Genomic DNA, 20,161 nt, shown 5'->3' on the forward strand with positions numbered 1-20,161 from the left:
CCCCCATTCTCCGGAGCCTTCCATGTCCCGCGTTACCCTGAGTCGCTATTTGATCGAGCAGACCCGCAGCAACAACACGCCTGCCGATCTGCGCTTCCTTATCGAAGTGGTGGCGCGTGCTTGCAAGGAAATCAGCCACGCCGTATCCAAAGGCGCACTGGGTGGTGTCCTGGGCAGCATGGACACTGAAAACGTTCAAGGCGAAGTGCAGAAGAAGCTCGACGTGATCTCCAACGAGATCCTGCTCGAAGCCAACGAATGGGGCGGTCACCTGGCCGGCATGGCGTCCGAAGAAATGGACAATGCCTACCAGATCCCGGGCAAGTACCCCAAAGGCGCCTACCTGCTGGTGTTCGACCCACTGGACGGTTCGTCCAACATCGACATCAACGCACCGGTCGGCACCATCTTCTCGGTATTGCGCTGCCCGAACGAGTACCTGAGCCAGAACGAAGCCTTGAACGAAAAGGCCTTCCTGCAGCCAGGCACTGAGCAGGTCGCTGCCGGTTACGCGATCTACGGCCCGCAGACCATGCTGGTGCTGACCTTGGGCGATGGCGTCAAAGGCTTCACCCTGGACCGCGAAATGGGCAGCTTTGTGCTGACCCACGAAGACATCACTATTCCTGCATCCACCCAGGAATTCGCGATCAACATGTCCAACCAGCGCCACTGGGAAGAGCCGGTAACCCGCTACGTCGGCGAGTTGATGGCCGGTGAGGAAGGCCCGTTGAAGAAAAATTTCAACATGCGTTGGGTCGCCGCGATGGTGGCTGACGTACACCGTATCCTGACCCGTGGTGGCTTGTTCATGTACCCACGCGACAGCCGCGAGCCGTCCAAGCCGGGCAAACTGCGCTTGATGTACGAAGCCAACCCGATGTCGTTCCTGGTTGAGCAAGCAGGCGGCGCATCCACCGACGGCCACCAGCGTATCCTCGACATCCAACCCGAAGGCCTGCACCAGCGTGTGGCCGTGTTCCTGGGTTCGAAGGAAGAAGTTGAGCGCGTGACCGGCTACCACAAGAAGTAATCCGCGGCGATAAGTTATCCGCCATGTTGTGAGGCTGTTCACTCTTAAAGAAGCCCCGAAACGTTTCAGCGTTTTCGGGGCTTTTTTGTTTTTGCACATCGGGAACCAGACACCTCTTTTCCCTTCTAAGCTTCTGGCAGATACCCAAGCTGCTTCGTCCCTCCAGGAGTTTTTCCATGTCGTTACGCCGTCTCGCCCTGCTGGCTTTTTGCGTGCTATTGGCCGCTTGCAGCAAGGTCAACCAAGAAAATTACGCGAAGTTGTCGGCTGGCATGGCCAAGGCTGAGGTGGAGTCGCTGCTGGGCAAGCCGACCGACTGTTCCGGCGCACTGGGCATGTCCAGTTGCACCTGGGGCGATAAAAACAGCTTTATCAGCGTTCAATATGCCGGTGACAAAGTTCTGATGTTTTCCGGGCAAGGCCTGAAGTAAACCGGGGCGCGAGCCTGCGGGAGAAGAAGAATGATGCGTTTTGTTTTGTGCCTTTGTGCCAGCCTGTTTTTGGCGGGCTGCGCCAGCCATTCTGGCGATGATCTGCAACCCAAGACAGCGAGCAACGTCAACCTCAAGCGTTACCAGGGCACCTGGTATGAGTTGGCCCGATTACCGATGTACTTCCAGCGCAACTGCGCGCAGTCCGAAGCCCGTTACACCTTGCTGCCTGATGGCGACATGTCGGTGTTCAACCGCTGCCTGACACCTGAGTGGCAGTGGCAGGAAGCCAAGGGCACGGCCACGCCGCAAGTGCCGGGCAAGACCGACAAGCTCTGGGTGGAATTCAATAACTGGTTCACGGCGCTGCTGCCGGGCGTCGCCAAGGGCGATTACTGGGTGCTTTACGTCAGCGATGACTACAAGACCGCCCTCGTCGGCAGCCCAAGCCGGCGCTACATGTGGATCTTGTCGCGCACACCTACGGTGAGTGCCGACACCCGCGAGGACCTGCTGAGCCGGGCGCGCCAGCAAGGGTATGACACGACGCGGTTGATCTGGCGTACGTCGGACACGCAGATGGCGAAGACCTCGCACTAAGCCTGGGTCACCGCCAATCAAAAAATGTGGGAGCTGGCTTGCCTGCGATGCAAACACCTCGGTGATGCTATCGCAGGCAAGCCAGCTCCCACATTTGTTATGTGTTGCCTGTTAGCCCAGCAGGTCTCTCAGGACTTGCGTAAAGGCGCGGCTGCTCTCTTCCTCACCCGCATGCCGCCCATCGCGCACCACCCACTTGCCGTTGACCAGCACATCGCGCACTTGCCGATCACCGCCGGCGAACAGCCAGCGATTAAGAATCCCATCCTCAGTCGCCGTCGCCAGGTACGGATCGTTGCCGTCGAGCACCAGCCAATCCGCGCGTTTACCCACTTCCAAACGACCAATAGGCTGGCCCAGCGCCTGGGCGCCGCCGTCCAATGCAGCATCAAACAGCGTGCGGCCGACCATCGGCTGATCACTGCGGTACAAGCGGTTGCGCCGCTGGTCACGCAGGCGCTGGCCGTATTCCAGCCAACGTAACTCTTCCACCACACTAAGCGACACATGGCTGTCGGAGCCAATGCCCATGCGCCCGCCTTGGGCGAGGAAATCCACGGCCGGGAAAATCCCGTCGCCCAGGTTGGCTTCGGTGGTCAGGCACAAACCGGCAATCGCGCGGCTCTTGGCCATGCGCGCCACTTCGTCAGCATCCGCGTGAGTGGCGTGCACCAGGCACCAGCGCTCATCCACCTCGACGTTGTCATACAGCCATTGCAGCGGGCGTTTGCCGCTCCAGGCCAGGCAATCGTCGACCTCTTTTTGCTGCTCGGCGATGTGGATATGCACCGGGCACGCCTTGTCGCTGGCAGCCAGGACATCATGGATTTGTTGCGGCGTGACGGCGCGCAGGGAGTGAAAGCACAGGCCCAACTGCTGCGCCGGTTGCGCGGCGAGGATCGGCTTGAGCTGCGCTTGCAGGTCCAGGTAGTTTTCAGTGCTGTTGATAAACCGTCGCTGGCCTTCATTCGGCGCCTGGCCACCAAAGCCTGCGTGGGAGTAGAGCACCGGCACCAAGGTCAGGCCAATCCCACTGCTGGCGGCCGCCTGGCTGATTTGCCGCGACAGCTGCGCGCGGTCGGCATACGGCTGGCCGCTGACGTCGTGATGCACGTAGTGAAATTCGGCCACCGAGGTGTAACCGGCCTTGAGCATCTCGATATACAGCTGGCGGGCGATGACGTGCAGTTGGTCCGGGTTGATCTTGCCGACCATGCGGTACATCAAATCGCGCCAGGTCCAGAAGCTGTCATTCGGGTTGCCGGCCACTTCGGCCAAGCCCGCCATGGCACGCTGGAACGCATGAGAATGCAGGTTCGGCATGCCCGCCAACACCGGGCCTCTGAGCCGTTCGGCGCCGTCTGCACTGGCATTAGGCTCAACGTGGGTCAGCACGCCATCGGCGCTGACTTCAAAACGTACATCGTTGGCCCATCCATTAGGCAGCAGCGCGCGTTCGGCAAAGAAAGCGGACATGATCAAGGCACCCCGGTCGTGTGTTTATTTGTATATACATATACAGACGTTTGCCTGCTCGGTAAACTCCGGCAATCTATGCATCTTTTCCCCCTGCAAGGATTCCCTGTGCCGACTCCGCCTGCCAAGTCTTCGCTGGCTGCCCACATGGACGAAAGTCCGGCGCCCTTGTATGCCCGCGTCAAACAGATGATCAGCCAGCAGATCCTCAACGGCAACTGGCCGCCGCATTACCGCGTGCCGTCCGAGAGCGAGCTGGTCAGCCAGTTGGGTTTCAGCCGCATGACCATCAATCGCGCCCTGCGCGAGCTCACCGCCGAAGGGTTGCTGGTGCGCATGCAAGGCGTCGGCACGTTCGTCGCCGAGCCCAAGAGCCAATCGGCGCTGTTTGAAGTGCACAACATCGCCGACGAGATCGCCTCCCGCGGCCATCGGCATACCTGCCAAGTCATCCACTTGTGCGAAGAGGCCGCAGGTTCCGAGCGCGCCGTCGCCCTGGAAATGCGCGAAGGCGGGCGGGTGTTCCACTCGCTGATCGTGCACTTCGAAAACGACATCCCGGTGCAAATCGAAGACCGTTTCGTCAACGCCTTGGTGGCGCCGGACTACTTGCAGCAGGACTTCACGCAACAAACGCCGTACGCCTACTTGAACCAAGTTGCGCCGCTGACCGAAGGCGAGCACGTGGTTGAAGCGATCCTCGCCGATGCTGAAGAGTGCAAGCTGCTGCAGATCGAGCCGAGCGAGCCGTGCCTGTTGATTCGCCGCCGCACTTGGTCGGGGCGCCAGCCGGTGACCGCTGCGCGTTTGATCCACCCCGGTTCCCGTCATAGCCTGGAAGGACGTTTCAGTAAATGAGTGCAGTGAAAGTCTGGCGCGCCGCCGATTACATCCGCATGCCGTGGAAAAACGGTGGCGGCAGTACCGAAGAAATCACCCGTGACGCAGGTACAGGCCTGGATGGCTTCGGCTGGCGCCTGTCGATTGCCGATATCGCCGAGTCGGGCGGGTTTTCCACCTTCGCCGGCTACCAGCGCGTGATCACCGTGATCAAAGGCGCGGGCATGGTGTTGACCGTGGATGGCGAGGAGCAGCGCGGGTTGTTACCGCTGCAGCCCTTCGCGTTCAGCGGTGAAAGCGACGTTTCCTGCCGTTTGATCACCGGGCCGATCCGCGATTTCAACCTGATTTATTCGCCCCAGCGTTACCACGCGCGCTTTCAGTGGGTGGATGGTGTGCAGCGGTTTTTCACCACGGCGCAGACCGTGCTGGTGTTCAGCGTGGCGGATGAAGTGAAGGTGCTGGACCAAAAGCTGGGGCATCACGACTGCCTGCAAATCGACGGTAACACCGACCTGCTGGACCTATCGGTTACCGGCCGCTGCTGCGTCATCGAACTGACCGCACTCGGTTAAAAACTGTGGGAGCTGGCTTGCCTGCGATGGCGGTGTATCAGTACTGGATGTGCTGGCTGACACACCGTCATCGCAGGCAAGCCAGCTCCCACACTTGTTTCTGTGTTGTTCAAGGGATCTGTTTCCGGCCAGCGCACCAATTTGTTACCGAACGCCCCAGCGTGGCGCAACGCCACGCTGTTATGAACAATCTCCCTCGCTGCAAAACGCCTCCGCAAGAAATTTCACCAAGCCTCCAGGCCTTAATTTCCAAGGCTTTCACACACCTTCCCAAAAAATCTCACGCCCTCGCTAAGAAAGTTGGCCGCTCGATTGCATATGCTTGTATGTACAAGTAAAGATGTGTGCGTAAGACTCTCCTTCGCACCATCAATGTTCGCGCATCGATCGCCGAGGAGTCTTAGCTGTGACCAAGCCTACAAAATACCGTGACGTCGAAATCCGCGCCGCCCGCGGTAACAAGCTCACTGCCAAAAGCTGGCTGACTGAAGCGCCGCTGCGCATGCTGATGAACAACCTCGACCCGCAAGTGGCCGAGAACCCGAAAGAATTGGTGGTGTACGGTGGTATCGGCCGTGCGGCGCGAAACTGGGAGTGCTACGACCAGATCGTCGAGAGCCTCACCAACCTGAATGACGACGAAACCCTGCTGGTGCAATCCGGCAAGCCGGTCGGCGTGTTCAAGACCCACAGCAACGCCCCGCGCGTGCTGATCGCCAACTCCAACCTGGTGCCGCACTGGGCCAGCTGGGAACACTTCAACGAACTGGATGCCAAGGGCCTGGCCATGTACGGCCAGATGACCGCCGGCAGCTGGATCTACATCGGCAGCCAAGGCATCGTTCAAGGCACCTACGAAACCTTCGTCGAAGCCGGTCGCCAGCATTACAACAGCGACCTGACCGGCCGCTGGGTACTCACCGCCGGCCTCGGCGGCATGGGCGGCGCTCAGCCGCTGGCCGCGACCCTGGCCGGCGCGTGCTCGCTGAACATCGAATGCCAGCAGGTCAGCATCGACTTCCGCTTGAGCAGCCGCTATGTCGACGAGCAAGCCACCGACCTCGACGACGCCCTGGCCCGCATCGCCAAATACACCAAGGAAGGCAAGGCCATCTCCATCGCCCTGCTGGGTAATGCGGCGGAAATCCTGCCGGAACTGGTCAAGCGCGGCGTGCGCCCAGACATGGTCACCGACCAGACCAGTGCCCACGACCCGCTCAATGGCTACCTGCCGGCCGGCTGGACCTGGGACGAATACCGCGCCCGCGCCAAGATCGAACCGGCTGCCGTGATCAAGGCCGCCAAACAGTCGATGGCCGTGCACGTAAAAGCCATGCTCGAGTTCCAGAAGCAAGGCATCCCGACCTTCGACTACGGCAACAACATCCGCCAGATGGCGCAAGAAGAAGGCGTGGAAGACGCCTTCGCTTTCCCAGGCTTCGTACCGGCCTACATCCGCCCACTGTTCTGCCGTGGCATCGGCCCGTTCCGTTGGGCGGCACTGTCCGGCGACCCGCAAGACATCTACAAGACCGACGCCAAAGTCAAAGAGCTGATCCCTGATGACGCGCACCTGCATAACTGGCTGGACATGGCGCGCGAGCGCATCAGCTTCCAGGGCCTGCCGGCACGTATCTGCTGGGTTGGCCTGGGCCAGCGCGCCAAACTCGGCCTGGCGTTCAACGAAATGGTGCGCAGCGGCGAGCTGTCAGCGCCGGTGGTGATCGGCCGTGACCACCTCGACTCCGGCTCGGTTGCCAGCCCGAACCGCGAAACCGAAGCCATGCAGGACGGTTCCGACGCCGTGTCTGACTGGCCACTGCTCAACGCCTTGCTCAACACCGCGAGCGGCGCGACCTGGGTTTCGCTGCACCACGGCGGCGGCGTTGGCATGGGCTTCTCGCAGCACTCCGGCATGGTGATCGTCTGCGACGGCACCGACGAAGCCGCTGAGCGAATTGCTCGGGTGCTGCACAACGACCCGGCCACCGGTGTGATGCGCCACGCCGATGCCGGTTACCAGATCGCCATCGACTGCGCCAAAGAGCAGGGCCTCAACCTCCCGATGATCAAGTAACGGCTGGCAAGGTTCCTGTGGGAGCTGGCTTGCCTGCGATGGCATCACCTCGGTTTTACTGACAGACCGAGTCGCCCGCATCGCAGGTAAGCCAGCCCCCACAGTTGACCGGCTGTGTACACAAGACATGTTTCACCCGCACCACCAAAAAACAATCCATCAGAGGTTGAACACACATGGCTGCAAATGACGCACGTGCAAGCACCACCCCGTTGATCGAAAGGCGTTCGATCGACTACATCCCGGAAGCGGAAAGACACGGTCGTCTGTTTAGCCAGTTCACCCTATGGATGGGTGCCAACCTGCAAATTACCGCCATTGTCACCGGGGCCTTGGCCGTGGTGCTGGGCGGTGATGTGTTCTGGTCGTTGATCGGTCTGCTGATCGGCCAACTGATTGGCGGCGGCGTCATGGCGTTGCATGCGGCGCAAGGGCCGAAGCTTGGCTTGCCGCAGATGATCTCCAGCCGCGTGCAGTTTGGTGTTTATGGCGCGGCCATCCCGATCGTGCTGGTCTGTTTGATGTACCTCGGCTTTACCGCGACCGGCACCGTGCTTTCCGGCCAAGCGCTGGGCCAGTTGTTTGGTGTCAGTGACAGCGTCGGTATCCTTATCTTCGCCAGTGTCATTGTGCTGGTCACGGTGCTCGGTTACCGGGTGATCCATTGGATCGGCCGCATCGCCAGCGTCATCGGTGTGATCGCCTTCGTCTACCTGTTCAGTCGCCTGATCAGCCAGACCGACATTGGCGCACTGCTGCAAATCCGCCACTTCAGTTGGAGCAGTTTTTTGCTGGCGGTGTCGCTCGCGGCATCCTGGCAGATCGCTTTCGGCCCTTACGTGGCGGACTACTCACGTTACTTGCCGAGCAAGACGTCCTCGGTGAAAACCTTTCTCGCCGCTGGCGCGGGTTCGGTCATTGGTGCACAGGTGGCGATGATCCTCGGCGTGTTTGCCGCGGCCATGTCCAACGGGCAATTCGCCGGGCACGAAGTGGCTTACATCGTTGGTTTGAGCGGCACGGGTGCCACCGCTGCGCTGCTGTACTTCAGCATCGCTTTTGGCAAGGTCACCATCTCTACGCTGAACTCCTACGGTAGTTTCATGTGCATCGCGACCATCATCAGCGGTTTTCGCGGTCGCCTGGAAGTCACGCGCCTGCAGCGTCTGGTTTTCGTGCTGGTTATTGTCGGCACTGCGACCCTGATCGCGTTGCTCGGCCAGCACTCGTTCCTCGGTGCTTTCAAGTCTTTCATCCTGTTCCTGCTGGCGTTCTTTACGCCCTGGAGCGCGATCAACCTGGTGGATTACTACTGCATCACCCGCGAGCGCTATGACGTGCCGGCGCTGGCCGACCCGAACGGTCGCTACGGTCGCTGGAACCTGCTCGGTATCAGCGTCTATGTCTTCGGCGTGTTGGTGCAATTGCCATTCATCTCCACCAAGTTCTACACCGGCCCGCTGGTGGCCGCGCTGGGTGATGTGGATATTTCCTGGATCATCGGTCTGGTACTTCCCGCAGCCCTCTATTACGTCTGTGCGAAAAAGTGGCACAGCGCAATTCCTGAACACCTGATCCTGCCGGTAGAGCAGGGCGCTACACCAATAGCAAACGGGCTGGTTGCACAGGCCTGATGGGGCGTGGACAGGGCAGGACGCCTACTGACTGCCGTAATCCATTTCAAGATTGGGAGCGTCACAACAATGAAGATGAATAAGACCCTGCTGGCCACCTTGTTTTCTGCGGGCTTGCTGGCCTCTGCTGGCGCCCAGGCGGCCGGTTGGTGTGAATCCGGCAAGCCGGTGAAATTTGCAGGTTTGAACTGGGAAAGCGGCATGTTGCTCACCGACATCCTGCAAACCGTGCTGGAAAAAGGCTACGACTGTAAAATCGACAGCCTGCCGGGCAACTCCATCACCATGGAAAACGCCCTGAGCAGCAACGACATCCAAGTGTTTGCCGAAGAGTGGGTCGGCCGCAGCGAAGTCTGGAACAAGGCCGAGAAGGCCGGCAAAGTCGTTGGCGTGGGTGCGCCGGTCGTCGGTGCGGTGGAAGGTTGGTACGTGCCGCGTTACGTGATCGAAGGCGACGCCAAGCGCAAATTGGAAGCCAAGGCGCCGGACCTGAAAAACATCGCGGATCTGGCCAAATACGCCTCGGTGTTCAAGGACCAGGAAGAACCGTCCAAAGGCCGTTTCTACAATTGCCCGGCTGGCTGGACCTGTGAGTTGGACAACAGCGAAATGCTCAAAAGCTACGGCCTGGAAAGCACCTACACCAACTTCCGCCCAGGCACCGGCCCGGCGCTGGATGCGGCGGTGCTGTCGAGCTACAAGCGTGGCGAGCCGATCCTGTTCTACTACTGGTCGCCCACTCCGCTGATGGGCCAGGTGGACCTGGTCAAGCTGGAAGAAAAGCCCGGTGTGGATAAAAGCGTGAGCATCAAGGTCGGCTTGTCCAAGACCTTCCACGAACAAGCGCCGGAGTTGGTGGCGGTGCTGGAGAAGGTCAACCTGCCGATCGACCTGCTGAACCAGAACCTGGGCCGCATGGCCAAAGAGCGAATTGAGTCGCCAAAACTGGCGAAAATTTTTCTCAAGGAACATCCTGAAGTCTGGCACGCATGGGTGAGCGACGACGCAGCCAAGAAAATCGACGCGGCCTTGTAGGGCGAGCGTTCCCGGTTGTCTGAGCAGGCAACCGGGCGCCCGGCCACAACCCACTGGATCGAGAGCACGATATGTTTCCTGAGAGTTTTACGTTTTCCATCGCCGACTGGGTCAACGGTTGGGTGGACTCGCTGGTCACCAACTACGGCGATGTGTTCCGGCAGATCTCCGACACCCTGCTATGGGCCATCGTCAACCTGGAAGGGCTGCTGCGCGCAGCGCCCTGGTGGCTGATGCTGGCCATCGTCGGCGGCATCGCCTGGCACGCCACCCGCAAGGTGGTGACCACGGCCGTGATCGTCGGCCTGCTGTTTCTGGTGGGTGCGGTTGGCCTGTGGGACAAGCTGATGCAAACCCTGGCCTTGATGATGGTCGCCACGGTGATCTCGGTGCTGATCGGCATTCCGCTGGGCATTCTGTCGGCGCGCAGCAATCGCCTGCGTTCGGTGCTGATGCCGTTGCTCGACATCATGCAAACCATGCCGAGCTTCGTGTACCTGATCCCGGTGCTGATGCTGTTCGGCCTGGGCAAGGTGCCGGCGATTTTCGCCACGGTGATCTACGCCGCACCGCCGCTGATTCGCCTCACCGATTTGGGCATTCGCCAAGTCGACGGCGAAGTCATGGAAGCCATCAACGCCTTTGGTGCCAACCGCTGGCAGCAACTCTTTGGGGTGCAACTGCCGCTGGCCCTGCCGAGCATCATGGCCGGGATCAACCAGACCACCATGATGGCGCTGTCGATGGTGGTGATCGCCTCGATGATCGGCGCCCGTGGCTTGGGCGAAGACGTGCTCGTCGGCATCCAGACCCTCAACGTCGGCCGTGGCCTCGAAGCCGGCCTGGCGATTGTGATTCTCGCAGTGGTCATCGACCGCATTACCCAGGCCTATGGTCGTCCACGGCATGAGGCGAGCAAATGAGTACTGTCAGCAAAATTGAAGTTAAAAACGTCTTCAAGATCTTCGGCAACCGCTCCAAGGAAGCCCTGGCGCTGGTTGGCCAGGGCAAGACCAAGGACCAAGTACTGGCCGAGACAGGTTGCGTGGTCGGCGTAAATGACTTGTCCCTGAGCATCGGCACCGGCGAGATCTTCGTGATCATGGGCCTGTCGGGCTCCGGCAAATCCACCTTGGTGCGCCACTTCAACCGCCTGATCGACCCTACCAGCGGCGCGATCCTGGTGGACGGCGAAGACATCTTGCAACTGGACATGGAAGCCTTGCGCCAATTCCGTCGGCACAAGATCAGCATGGTGTTCCAGAGCTTCGGCCTGCTGCCCCACAAGAGCGTGCTCGACAATGTCGCCTACGGCCTGAAAGTGCGTGGCGAAACCAAGCAGGTCTGCGCCGAACGCGCGCTGCACTGGATCGAAACCGTAGGCCTCAAAGGCTACGAAAACAAATACCCGCACCAGCTGTCCGGCGGCATGCGCCAGCGTGTGGGCCTGGCTCGCGCCTTGGCGGCGGATACCGACATCATCTTGATGGACGAAGCGTTCAGCGCCCTCGACCCGCTGATCCGCGCCGAGATGCAGGACCAGTTGCTCGAGCTGCAAAAGACCCTGCACAAAACCATCGTGTTCATCACCCACGACCTCGACGAGGCCGTGCGCATCGGCAACCGGATTGCGATCCTCAAGGACGGCAAGCTGATCCAGGTCGGCACCCCGCGCGAGATCCTGCATTCGCCGGCGGATGAGTATGTGGACCGGTTTGTTCAGCGGCGTGCGGCGGTGGTGTAAGTGATCGTTCCCACGCTCTGCGTGGGAATGCATCCCGTGACGCTCTGCGTCACACCTGATAGCGGGACGCGGAGCGTCCCAGGCGGCATTCCCACGCAGAGCGTGGGAACGATCAATTCAAGAGGCTTAAGATGTCCCAGGCAGCAAAAATCATCATCGCCGACGCCCCCATGCGCTGGCAGGACGTGGTCGCCGTCGCCCGCTTCGGCGCCGAGCTCGAACTCTCGGGCCACGCCTGGGCGCGCATCGACAATGCCCAGGCCATCGTGCAGCGCATCGTCACCAGCGGTGAGCGCGCCTATGGTGTGAACACCGGCCTGGGCGCGCTGTGCAATGTGTCGCTCAAGGGCGAGCAACTCAGCCAGCTGTCGCGCAATACGCTTTTGAGCCACGCCTGTGGCGTCGGCCCGGTGCTCAGCGACGAGCAAACTCGTGCGATCATTTGCGCGGCTGTCATCAACTACAGCCACGGCAAATCCGGCCTGCACCCGCAGGTGGTGCATTCGCTGCTGGCGCTGCTCAACCACGGCATCACCCCGCAAGTACCGTCCCAGGGTTCGGTGGGCTACCTGACCCACATGGCCCACGTCGGCGTGGCCTTGCTCGGTGTCGGCACGGTGAGCTATCGCGGTCAGATCGTGACAGCGCAAGAAGCATTACACGCAGAAGGCTTGCAGCCTGTGGTACTCGGCGCCAAAGACGGCCTGTGCCTGGTCAACGGCACGCCGTGCATGACCGGCCTGAGCTGCCTGGCCCTGGCCGACGCCCACCACTTGCTGCAATGGGCCGACGTGATCGGCGCCATGAGCTTTGAGGCCCAGCGCGGCCAGATCGACGCCTTCGACGAAGCCATCATCGCCCTCAAGCCGCACCCGGGCATGCAGCAAGTCGGCATCAACCTGCGCGCCTTGCTCGATGGCAGTGAAGTGATCGCCAGCAGCAAGGGCATTCGTACTCAGGACGCCTTGAGCATCCGCTCGATTCCGCAGATTCACGGCGCGGCGCGCGACCAAGTTGAACACGCCACCCGCCAGATCGAGACCGAACTTAACAGCGCCACCGATAACCCGCTGTTGCTGGGCACGCCGGATAACTACCGCGTGGTGTCCCAGGCCAACCCGCACGGGCAGTCCGTGGCATTGGCGGCCGACATGCTCGCCATCGCCATGGCCGAAATCGGCTCGGTGGCCGAGCGCCGTCTGGACCGCCTGATTAACCCGCACGTCAGCGGCTTGCCGGCGTTCCTGGTCAGCAACCCTGGGGTTAACTCCGGGATGATGATCGTGCAGTACGTCGCCGCCTCGCTGTGCGGGCAAAACCGCCAGTTGGCGCAACCGGCGGTGCTCGACAATTTCGTCACCTCGGGCCTGCAGGAAGACCACCTGAGCATGGGCACCAACGCCGCGCTCAAGCTGCACCAGCTGTTGGCCAACGTTACCCAGATTCTCGCCATCGAATACCTGTTGGCGGCCCAGGCTTTCGAGTTTCTCAAGGACCAGCGTTTCGGCGCGGGCACCCACAGCGCCTGGCGCCTGCTGCGTGAAAAGGTCCCGGCCTACGAGCAGGACCGCTGGTTGGCGCCAGACATCGCGAGTGCCGCCGCGTTGCTTAAAGACACCGCTTTGCTGCACCACGTATTACCTAATTTGCACTAAAAATAATTCACAAGGAGCATGAATGTGACTGCGCTAAATCTGATTCCAGGCCAATTGAGCCTTGCCCAACTGCGGGCTATCTACCAGCAGCCGGTAACCCTCAGCCTGGATGACAGCGCTACGGCGCAGATCGAAGCCAGTGTTGCCTGTGTGGAGCAGATTCTCGCCGAGAACCGCACCGCCTACGGCATCAACACCGGTTTCGGCCTGCTGGCCTCGACCCGCATCGCCAGTGAAGACCTGGAAAACCTCCAGCGTTCGCTGGTGCTGTCCCACGCCGCCGGCGTGGGTGAGCCGATCAGCGACGCGCTGGTGCGGCTGGTCATGGTGCTCAAGGTCAACAGCCTCAGCCGTGGGTTCTCCGGGATCCGCCGCCAGGTCATCGACGCATTGATCGCGCTGATCAACGCCGAGGTGTACCCGCACATCCCGCTCAAAGGTTCGGTCGGTGCCTCCGGCGACCTGGCGCCGTTGGCGCACATGTCGTTGGTACTGCTGGGCGAAGGCAAGGCGCGCTACAAAGGCGAATGGCTGGAAGCCACCGAAGCACTGAAAGTCGCCGGCCTGACGCCGCTGACCCTCGCCGCCAAAGAAGGCTTAGCGCTGCTCAACGGCACCCAAGTGTCCACCGCCTACGCCTTGCGTGGCCTGTTCGAAGGCGAAGACCTGTTCGCCGGCGCGCTGGCCTGCGGCGGCCTGACCGTGGAAGCGGTACTCGGCTCACGCTCGCCGTTTGACGCGCGTATCCACGCCGCTCGCGGCCAACGTGGGCAGATCGATTCGGCTGCGGCCTATCGCGACCTGCTCGGTGAAAGCAGCGAGGTGTCCCAGTCGCACCAGAACTGCGACAAGGTCCAAGACCCGTACTCCCTGCGCTGCCAGCCGCAAGTCATGGGCGCCTGCCTGACCCAGTTCCGCCAGGCTGCCGAAGTGCTGGTGGTGGAAGCCAACGCCGTGTCGGATAACCCGCTGGTGTTTGCAGCCGAAGGCGACGTGATCTCCGGTGGTAACTTCCACGCGGAACCGGTGGCCATGGCCGCTGATAACATGGCGCTGGCCATCGCCGAAATCGGCTCCCTGAGTGAGCGCCGTATCTCGCTGATGATGGACAAGCACATGTCGCAACTGCCGCCGTTCCTGGTGGGCAATGGCGGGGTCAACTCCGGCTTCATGATTGCCCAGGTGACCGCCGCCGCGCTCGCCAGCGAAAACAAGGCACTGTCCCATCCGCACAGCGTCGACAGTTTGCCGACGTCGGCCAACCAGGAAGACCACGTGTCGATGGCGCCGGCAGCAGGCAAGCGTCTGTGGGAAATGGCTGAGAACACCCGTGGCATTTTGGCGGTGGAATGGCTGGCCGCGTGCCAGGGCCTGGACCTGCGCGATGGCCTGAAAACCTCGCCGAAGTTGGAAAAAGCCCGTGGCATCCTGCGCGCCAAAGTGGGCTTCTACGACAAGGACCGCTTCTTCGCCCCGGACATCAATGCCGCCAGCGAACTGCTCGCCACCCGCTGCCTGAATGAGCTGGTGCCGGCCAAGTTGCTACCAAGTCTCTAACACGCTGATCGTTCCCACGCTCTGCGTGGGAACGCCTCCTGTGACGCTCCGCGTCACGGCACCGAAAGCGGACGCAGAGCGTCCAAGGCGGCCTTCCCACGCAGCGCGAGGGAACGATCTTCTCCTCATAAGAATAATTAGGGACGAGAAATGCACCAGCAAGAAAAAGGTTTGAAACGCGGGCTTAGCGCCCGACATATTCGCTTCATGGCACTCGGTTCCGCGATCGGCACCGGGCTGTTCTACGGCTCCGCCTCAGCCATCCAGATGGCCGGCCCCGCCGTGCTGCTGGCCTACCTGATCGGCGGCGCCGCGGTATTCATGGTTATGCGCGCCCTCGGCGAAATGGCTGTGCACAACCCGGTTTCCGGCTCCTTCGGCCAGTACGCCAGCACCTACCTGGGGCCTATGGCCGGGTTCGTCCTCGGCTGGACTTATGCGTTTGAAATGATCATCGTCTGTCTGGCTGACGTCACCGCCTTTGGCATCTACATGGGCTTCTGGTTTCCCGAAGTTGCGCGCTGGGTGTGGGTGCTTGGCATCGTGTTTTTGATCGGAGGCCTGAACCTGTGCAACGTCAAAGTGTTTGGCGAGATGGAGTTCTGGCTGTCGTTGCTCAAGGTCGGCGCCATTGTGGCGATGATCCTCGGTGGCTTCGGCATCATGCTGTTCGGCATCCATTCGGCCGGCGATACCCAGGCCAGCGGCCTGAGCAACCTGTGGGCCCACGGCGGCTTTATGCCCAACGGCATCGGCGGCCTGATCGCCTCGTTCGCGGTGGTGATGTTTGCCTTCGGCGGCATCGAAATCATCGGCATCACCGCCGGTGAAGCCAAAGACCCGCAGCGCGTGATCCCCAAGGCGATCAACGCGGTGCCGCTGCGCATCCTGTTGTTCTACGTGCTGACCCTGTTTGTGCTGATGGCGATTTACCCGTGGCCGCAGATCGGCAGCGAGGGCAGCCCGTTCGTGCAGATCTTTAGCAACCTCGGCATCGGCTCGGCAGCGACCATCCTCAACATCGTGGTGATCTCGGCGGCCGTCTCGGCCATTAACAGCGACATCTTCGGCGCCGGCCGCATGATGTACGGCCTGGCTCAGCAAGGGCAGGCGCCCAAGGGCTTTGCCCAGCTGTCCAAGCAAGGCGTGCCGTGGATGACCGTGGTGGTGATGGGCGCGGCGCTGCTTGGCGGCGTGGTGCTCAACTACCTGATCCCGGAAAACGTGTTCCTGCTGATCGCCTCGATTGCCACCTTCGCCACCGTGTGGGTGTGGCTGATGATTCTGTTCACCCAGGTCGCGATGCGCCGCTCGATGACCAAAGAACAGGTCGCCGAGCTGAAATTCCCGGTACCGTTCTGGCCGTATGCGCCCGCGGCTGCCATCGTGTTCATGCTGTTCGTGTTTGGTGTGCTGGGTTATTTCCCGGACACCCAGGCCGCTTTGCTGGTCGGCGCCGTGTGGATCGTGCTGCTGGTTCTGGCCTACCTGCTGTGGGTCAAACCCGCTGCCGGGCAAACGGCCAAGGTCCATTACGACACGGCTTTGTCTCATCGTTAACTTAGGGAGGCGTTGATGAAAACGCTTTGGCAACACTGCCACGTCGCAACCATGGCAGGCGGCAAGTACTCGATCATCGAGGATGCCGCCATGGTCACTGCAGGCCAACTCATCGAGTGGGTCGGCCCCCGCAGCCAAGTGCCGCCGGCGGATTACGCCCAGGTGCATGACCTGCAAGGCGCGTGGGTCACCCCCGGGCTGATCGACTGCCACACCCACACGGTGTTCGGCGGCAATCGCAGCGGCGAATTCGAGCAGCGCCTTGAAGGCGTGAGCTACGCCGAAATCGCGGCCAAGGGTGGCGGCATTGCCAGCACCGTGCGCGCCACCCGCGCCGCCACTGAAGATGAACTGTTTGCCAGCGCTCACAAGCGCCTGCGCAGTTTGCTGCGTGACGGCGTGACCACGGTGGAGATCAAATCCGGCTACGGCCTGGACCTGGCCAGTGAGCGTAAATTGCTGCGGGTGATCCGTCGCCTCGGCGAAGCGCTGCCGGTCAGCGTGCGCGCCACCTGCCTGGCGGCCCACGCGTTGCCGCCGGAGTACAAGGATCGCGCTGACGATTACATCGACCACATCTGCGCTGAGATGCTGCCGGCCCTGGCCGCGGAAGGGCTCGTGGACGCGGTGGATGCGTTCTGCGAATACCTGGCGTTTTCCCCGGAGCAGGTTGAGCGCGTCTTCAAGGTTGCCCAGCAACTCGGCCTGCCGGTGAAGCTGCACGCCGAGCAACTGTCGTCGTTGCACGGTTCCAGCCTGGCCGCGCGTTACCACGCGCTGTCGGCGGACCACCTGGAATTCATGACCGAAGACGACGCGATCGCCATGGCTGCCTCCGGCACCGTCGCGGTGCTGTTGCCGGGTGCGTTCTACTTTCTGCGTGAAACCCAGTTGCCGCCGATGGATGCCCTGCGCAAGCACGGCGTGAAGATTGCCATCGCCAGTGACCTCAACCCCGGCACCTCGCCGGCCTTGTCGGTGCGCCTGATGCTGAACATGGCCTGCACGCTGCTGCGCATGACCCCGGAAGAAGCCCTGGCCGGTGCCACCCAGCATGCGGCTACCGCGCTGGGCATGGGCGATACCCATGGCTCGCTGGAAGTGGGCAAGGTCGCTGATTTTGTCGCTTGGCAGATTGATCGCCCCGCCGACTTGGCCTACTGGCTCGGCGGTGAGCTGGATAAACGCGTTGTGCGCCACGGCGTCGATGTCACTGTTTAAGGCTGCCTTTGTGAACGAGGAGTACTGCTGTGGATAAGGTTCTGAACTTCAAACAAGGCCGCGTACCGCTGCTGATCAGCATGCCTCATGCCGGCCTGCGCCTGACGCCTGCGGTCGAAGCCGGCTTGATCCCCGAGGCGCAAAGCCTGCCGGACACCGACTGGCACATCCCCACGCTGTATGACTTTGCCGAGGCGCTGGGCGCCAGCACCCTGTCGGCGGAGTACTCGCGGTTTGTGATCGACCTGAACCGGCCATCGGACGACAAGCCGCTGTACGTCGGCGCCACCACCGGCCTGTACCCGGCGACATTGTTCGACGGCGTGCCGCTGTTCCGCGAAGGCCTGGAGCCGTCGGCAGAGGAGCGCGCCACCTACCTGCAAAAGATCTGGGGCCCGTACCACCGCGCCCTGCAAGAGGAACTGGCGCGGCTCAAAGCCGAGTTCGGCTACGCATTGCTGTTTGATGCGCACTCGATCCGCTCGGTGATCCCGCACCTGTTCGACGGCAAGCTGCCGGACTTCAACCTCGGCACCTTCAACGGCGCGGCTTGCGACCCCGAGCTGGCGAGCCAGTTGGAAGCCATCTGCGCCACGCATCCGCAGTACACCCACGTGCTCAACGGGCGCTTCAAGGGCGGGCACATCACCCGGCATTACGGCGACCCGGCGCAGGATATCCACGCCGTGCAGTTGGAGTTGTGCCAGAGCGCTTATATGGAAGAGTTTGAGCCGTTTCGTTATCGGCCAGATTTGGCTGAGCCGACGCGGGTGGTGTTGAAGCAGTTGCTGGAAGGGTTTTTAGGTTGGGGGCGGCAGCGTTATTCAAGGTAATTAAAGTGCGAGTTCTCGGGGACGGTAACTCGCACTGTTATATTGATATGTTAACAAGTGCACATTTAAATTGAGTGCATGCCTTTATTGAGAATGTTGTAAGCACCTTTGATTTCAAATGCCGTGTTGTCTGGATTTTTGACCTTGAAGTTAAAAGCGCCAGTAATGCGTGCTCTATTGTCTGGCCATGAGTAGACAAGTTCGCCTTTGATGGACGGGAATTCATAAGCCGTGTCGACCAAGTCGTCATCATCGTCCGGGCTGTCTTTCAATTTATAGTAGGCTGCCGAATTTTCTCGTATGTCGGGTGGAGACAGCGCTGAAACAATCTGAACGGGGCCGCCCGCGAAGTCTTTCTTTATATGAAGTCGGAGGGTGTTTATTTCAGTAGTACCGTCTTTTTTGTCCTGCGTATCTTCATAAGCCTTAAGGGTCCAGCAGACAACACCTGAAGGCGTAGTGGTTTCTTCTACGCTGACTCTGTTTGCTTTGAAGTGTTCTTCAGAGGTTGAAAAATATAGGGTTGCTTCAAAACTTTCCGGTCCAAAAACCTGAGTGTCTTGCGTAGTCATGTGTTTCTCCTGATCATGAACTCGACTGACTGAGCTTCTCCGTGCCTCGTGTGATTAAAGTTTGAACGGCGCGCGGCGTCTACTGGTATATGTAACAGTAGACAGTGTAGGTTTTACATGATAACTCCCTGCTGTTTTGGGGGGGAAGGAGCGTTCTGTAAAAGTGTCGCCATGCGTTTTGTTCTGCAATACCACAGTCGCCCCAGTGCAAAACAGGGTCGCTGTAGGTCTCTTTAAATAAGGTTTCGCCGGGTAAGGTGCTGGGCACGGCGCGCTAGACGCCACTCCCCACAATAAAAGCTGCCGAGTGAGACCTCTTTCCATGAAAAGACTGTTCAACCGCTACCTGTTGACCCTCACCGGCGCCGCGCTACTCAGTGCGCACGCCATGGCCGCAGAACCTGCGTCGTGCAAAACCGTGCGCATGGGCGTGGTCAGTTGGACCGACGTGGTCGCCACCTCCGGCATGGCCGACGTGCTGCTCAACGGCCTGGGCTATGACAGCAAACAGACCAGCGCGGTGCAGCAGATCATCTTTGCTGGCATCCGCGACAAGCGCCTGGATATCTTCCTCGGTTACTGGAAACCGGCGATGGACAACAACATCGCCCCGTTCCTGGCTGCCAAGCAGGTCAAGGTCTTCGACACGCCCAGCCTGTCTGACGCCCAAGCCACCCTGGCCGTGCCGCAATACGTAGCCGACGCTGGGTTGAAAACCTTTGCTGATATCGCCCGCTTCAAAGACAAACTGGGCGGCAAGCTCTACGGCATCGAGCCTGGCAGTGGCGCCAATACCGACATCCAGAAAATGATCGACACCAACCATTTCGGCCTGGGCGGCTTCAAGCTGGTGGCGTCCGGTGAAGCGGGGATGCTGGCGGCGGTGCAGCGCGCGGTGAATCGCAAGGAGTTCGTGGTGTTTGTCGGTTGGACCCCGCACCCGATGAACATCAACATGAAAATGGCCTACCTCACCGGCAGCGAAGATGTGTTCGGCGCCGACGAAGGCCGCGCCACGGTTTCTACCGTCACTGCGCCGGACTTCGCCGAGCGCTGCCCCAACGCCAACCGCTTGCTGACCAACCTGACCTTCACCGCCGCCCAGGAAAGCCAACTGATGGTGCCGATCATGGAACGCCAATCGCCCCAAGAGGTTGCCAAGCAATGGCTGCGCGACCACCCCGAGGACTTGCAGCGCTGGTTGGCGGGTGTTACGGCGTTTGATGGCGGCGATGGCGCGGCGGCCGTGCAAGCCAGCCTAAAACCCTAAGCCGGGCACGAGCAAATGTGGGAGCGGGCTTGCCCGCGATGGCGGTGG

18 protein-coding genes are annotated in these 20,161 nt (G+C 60.9%); 16 read left to right on the forward strand and 2 right to left on the reverse strand.

Annotated elements, in window-relative coordinates; translation table 11 throughout:
* Positions 1 to 22 precede the first annotated feature (22 nt).
* The 3 genes from ACI77I_RS05640 to ACI77I_RS05650 all read left to right on the forward strand — a co-directional run bounded on the left by ACI77I_RS05640 (position 23) and on the right by ACI77I_RS05650 (position 2,064).
* Entirely contained in the window at positions 23 to 1,033 is a 1,011-nt protein-coding gene (locus ACI77I_RS05640) for a class 1 fructose-bisphosphatase (protein WP_094949338.1), read from the forward strand.
* Positions 1,034 to 1,209: 176 nt separating this feature from the next.
* Entirely contained in the window at positions 1,210 to 1,464 is a 255-nt protein-coding gene (locus ACI77I_RS05645) for a hypothetical protein (RefSeq protein WP_017849914.1), read from the forward strand.
* 30 nt (positions 1,465 to 1,494) lie between these two features.
* Positions 1,495 to 2,064 (forward strand): lipocalin family protein, encoded by a 570-nt coding sequence (locus tag ACI77I_RS05650; protein WP_094949337.1) that lies wholly within the window; start codon positions 1,495 to 1,497, stop codon positions 2,062 to 2,064.
* Positions 2,065 to 2,175: 111 nt separating this feature from the next.
* Here ACI77I_RS05650 and ACI77I_RS05655 read toward each other — a convergent pair whose 3' ends face one another.
* Positions 2,176 to 3,540, reverse strand: a complete 1,365-nt coding sequence (locus ACI77I_RS05655) for a formimidoylglutamate deiminase (protein WP_094949336.1) — start codon at positions 3,538 to 3,540, stop codon at positions 2,176 to 2,178.
* A 147-nt stretch (positions 3,541 to 3,687) separates the two neighbouring features.
* On the opposite strand from ACI77I_RS05655, the gene hutC reads away from it, so the two are divergent.
* From hutC to hutG, 12 genes are all read left to right on the forward strand, one after another.
* Positions 3,688 to 4,398 carry a histidine utilization repressor gene (gene hutC, locus ACI77I_RS05660; RefSeq protein WP_232000148.1) on the forward strand — a complete coding sequence of 237 codons (711 nt, stop codon included), beginning with the start codon at positions 3,688 to 3,690 and terminating at the stop codon, positions 4,396 to 4,398.
* On the forward strand, positions 4,395 to 4,955 hold the full coding sequence (locus ACI77I_RS05665; RefSeq protein WP_406997108.1) for a HutD family protein: 561 nt from the start codon (positions 4,395 to 4,397) through the stop codon (positions 4,953 to 4,955). The genes hutC and ACI77I_RS05665 overlap by 4 nt, the downstream gene beginning before the upstream one ends.
* A gap of 406 nt (positions 4,956 to 5,361) precedes the next feature.
* Positions 5,362 to 7,032: a urocanate hydratase gene (gene hutU / locus ACI77I_RS05670; RefSeq protein WP_406997109.1), complete on the forward strand. Its 1,671-nt coding sequence runs from the start codon at positions 5,362 to 5,364 to the stop codon at positions 7,030 to 7,032.
* Positions 7,033 to 7,208: 176 nt separating this feature from the next.
* On the forward strand, positions 7,209 to 8,666 hold the full coding sequence (locus ACI77I_RS05675) for a purine-cytosine permease family protein (RefSeq protein WP_406997110.1): 1,458 nt from the start codon (positions 7,209 to 7,211) through the stop codon (positions 8,664 to 8,666).
* A gap of 69 nt (positions 8,667 to 8,735) precedes the next feature.
* Complete coding sequence (locus ACI77I_RS05680) at positions 8,736 to 9,701, forward strand: ABC transporter substrate-binding protein (RefSeq protein ID WP_406997111.1); 966 nt, start codon at positions 8,736 to 8,738, stop codon at positions 9,699 to 9,701.
* Positions 9,702 to 9,772: 71 nt separating this feature from the next.
* A complete protein-coding gene (locus ACI77I_RS05685; RefSeq protein WP_083355696.1) occupies positions 9,773 to 10,624 on the forward strand; it encodes a proline/glycine betaine ABC transporter permease in 852 nt (283 codons plus the stop codon).
* On the forward strand, positions 10,621 to 11,445 hold the full coding sequence (locus ACI77I_RS05690; RefSeq protein ID WP_094949331.1) for a glycine betaine/L-proline ABC transporter ATP-binding protein: 825 nt from the start codon (positions 10,621 to 10,623) through the stop codon (positions 11,443 to 11,445). The genes ACI77I_RS05685 and ACI77I_RS05690 overlap by 4 nt, the downstream gene beginning before the upstream one ends.
* 131 nt (positions 11,446 to 11,576) lie before the next feature.
* Entirely contained in the window at positions 11,577 to 13,100 is a 1,524-nt protein-coding gene (hutH, locus tag ACI77I_RS05695) for a histidine ammonia-lyase (protein WP_242153963.1), read from the forward strand.
* A gap of 18 nt (positions 13,101 to 13,118) precedes the next feature.
* Positions 13,119 to 14,657 carry a histidine ammonia-lyase gene (gene hutH, locus ACI77I_RS05700; RefSeq protein ID WP_094949329.1) on the forward strand — a complete coding sequence of 513 codons (1,539 nt, stop codon included), beginning with the start codon at positions 13,119 to 13,121 and terminating at the stop codon, positions 14,655 to 14,657.
* Positions 14,658 to 14,807: 150 nt separating this feature from the next.
* The gene (locus tag ACI77I_RS05705) at positions 14,808 to 16,217 is read left to right on the forward strand and encodes an amino acid permease (RefSeq protein WP_094949328.1); all 1,410 of its coding nucleotides are present in this window, start codon (positions 14,808 to 14,810) and stop codon (positions 16,215 to 16,217) included.
* A gap of 15 nt (positions 16,218 to 16,232) precedes the next feature.
* Complete coding sequence (gene hutI / locus ACI77I_RS05710; protein WP_094949327.1) at positions 16,233 to 17,438, forward strand: imidazolonepropionase; 1,206 nt, start codon at positions 16,233 to 16,235, stop codon at positions 17,436 to 17,438.
* A gap of 29 nt (positions 17,439 to 17,467) precedes the next feature.
* Positions 17,468 to 18,271 carry an N-formylglutamate deformylase gene (gene hutG / locus ACI77I_RS05715; RefSeq protein WP_094949326.1) on the forward strand — a complete coding sequence of 268 codons (804 nt, stop codon included), beginning with the start codon at positions 17,468 to 17,470 and terminating at the stop codon, positions 18,269 to 18,271.
* 65 nt (positions 18,272 to 18,336) lie between these two features.
* On the opposite strand, the gene ACI77I_RS05720 is transcribed toward hutG, so the two are convergent.
* Positions 18,337 to 18,843 (reverse strand): hypothetical protein, encoded by a 507-nt coding sequence (locus tag ACI77I_RS05720; protein WP_094949325.1) that lies wholly within the window; start codon positions 18,841 to 18,843, stop codon positions 18,337 to 18,339.
* A 322-nt stretch (positions 18,844 to 19,165) separates the two neighbouring features.
* On the opposite strand from ACI77I_RS05720, the gene ACI77I_RS05725 reads away from it, so the two are divergent.
* Positions 19,166 to 20,113, forward strand: a complete 948-nt coding sequence (locus tag ACI77I_RS05725) for a choline ABC transporter substrate-binding protein (protein ID WP_094949324.1) — start codon at positions 19,166 to 19,168, stop codon at positions 20,111 to 20,113.
* Positions 20,114 to 20,161 lie beyond the last annotated feature (48 nt).

The sequence above is a fragment of the Pseudomonas sp. D47 genome (assembly GCF_045447305.1).
Classification (GTDB): domain Bacteria; phylum Pseudomonadota; class Gammaproteobacteria; order Pseudomonadales; family Pseudomonadaceae; genus Aquipseudomonas.

Bases quoted from the DNA above. Each gene is read 5' to 3' on its own strand.
- ACI77I_RS05665 (WP_406997108.1), top strand. From the start codon at position 4,395: ATGAGTGCAGTGAAAGTCTGGCGCGCCGCCGATTACATCCGCATGCCG.
- ACI77I_RS05685 (WP_083355696.1), top strand. From the start codon at position 9,773: ATGTTTCCTGAGAGTTTTACGTTTTCCATCGCCGACTGGGTCAACGGT.
- ACI77I_RS05640 (WP_094949338.1), top strand. From the start codon at position 23: ATGTCCCGCGTTACCCTGAGTCGCTATTTGATCGAGCAGACCCGCAGC.
- ACI77I_RS05690 (WP_094949331.1), top strand. From the start codon at position 10,621: ATGAGTACTGTCAGCAAAATTGAAGTTAAAAACGTCTTCAAGATCTTC.
- hutH (WP_242153963.1), top strand. From the start codon at position 11,577: ATGTCCCAGGCAGCAAAAATCATCATCGCCGACGCCCCCATGCGCTGG.
- hutH (WP_094949329.1), top strand. From the start codon at position 13,119: ATGAATGTGACTGCGCTAAATCTGATTCCAGGCCAATTGAGCCTTGCC.
- ACI77I_RS05720 (WP_094949325.1), bottom strand. From the start codon at position 18,843: ATGACTACGCAAGACACTCAGGTTTTTGGACCGGAAAGTTTTGAAGCA.
- ACI77I_RS05650 (WP_094949337.1), top strand. From the start codon at position 1,495: ATGATGCGTTTTGTTTTGTGCCTTTGTGCCAGCCTGTTTTTGGCGGGC.
- ACI77I_RS05705 (WP_094949328.1), top strand. From the start codon at position 14,808: ATGCACCAGCAAGAAAAAGGTTTGAAACGCGGGCTTAGCGCCCGACAT.
- hutC (WP_232000148.1), top strand. From the start codon at position 3,688: ATGGACGAAAGTCCGGCGCCCTTGTATGCCCGCGTCAAACAGATGATC.
- hutI (WP_094949327.1), top strand. From the start codon at position 16,233: ATGAAAACGCTTTGGCAACACTGCCACGTCGCAACCATGGCAGGCGGC.
- ACI77I_RS05725 (WP_094949324.1), top strand. From the start codon at position 19,166: ATGAAAAGACTGTTCAACCGCTACCTGTTGACCCTCACCGGCGCCGCG.
- ACI77I_RS05680 (WP_406997111.1), top strand. From the start codon at position 8,736: ATGAAGATGAATAAGACCCTGCTGGCCACCTTGTTTTCTGCGGGCTTG.
- ACI77I_RS05675 (WP_406997110.1), top strand. From the start codon at position 7,209: ATGGCTGCAAATGACGCACGTGCAAGCACCACCCCGTTGATCGAAAGG.
- ACI77I_RS05655 (WP_094949336.1), bottom strand. From the start codon at position 3,540: ATGTCCGCTTTCTTTGCCGAACGCGCGCTGCTGCCTAATGGATGGGCC.
- ACI77I_RS05645 (WP_017849914.1), top strand. From the start codon at position 1,210: ATGTCGTTACGCCGTCTCGCCCTGCTGGCTTTTTGCGTGCTATTGGCC.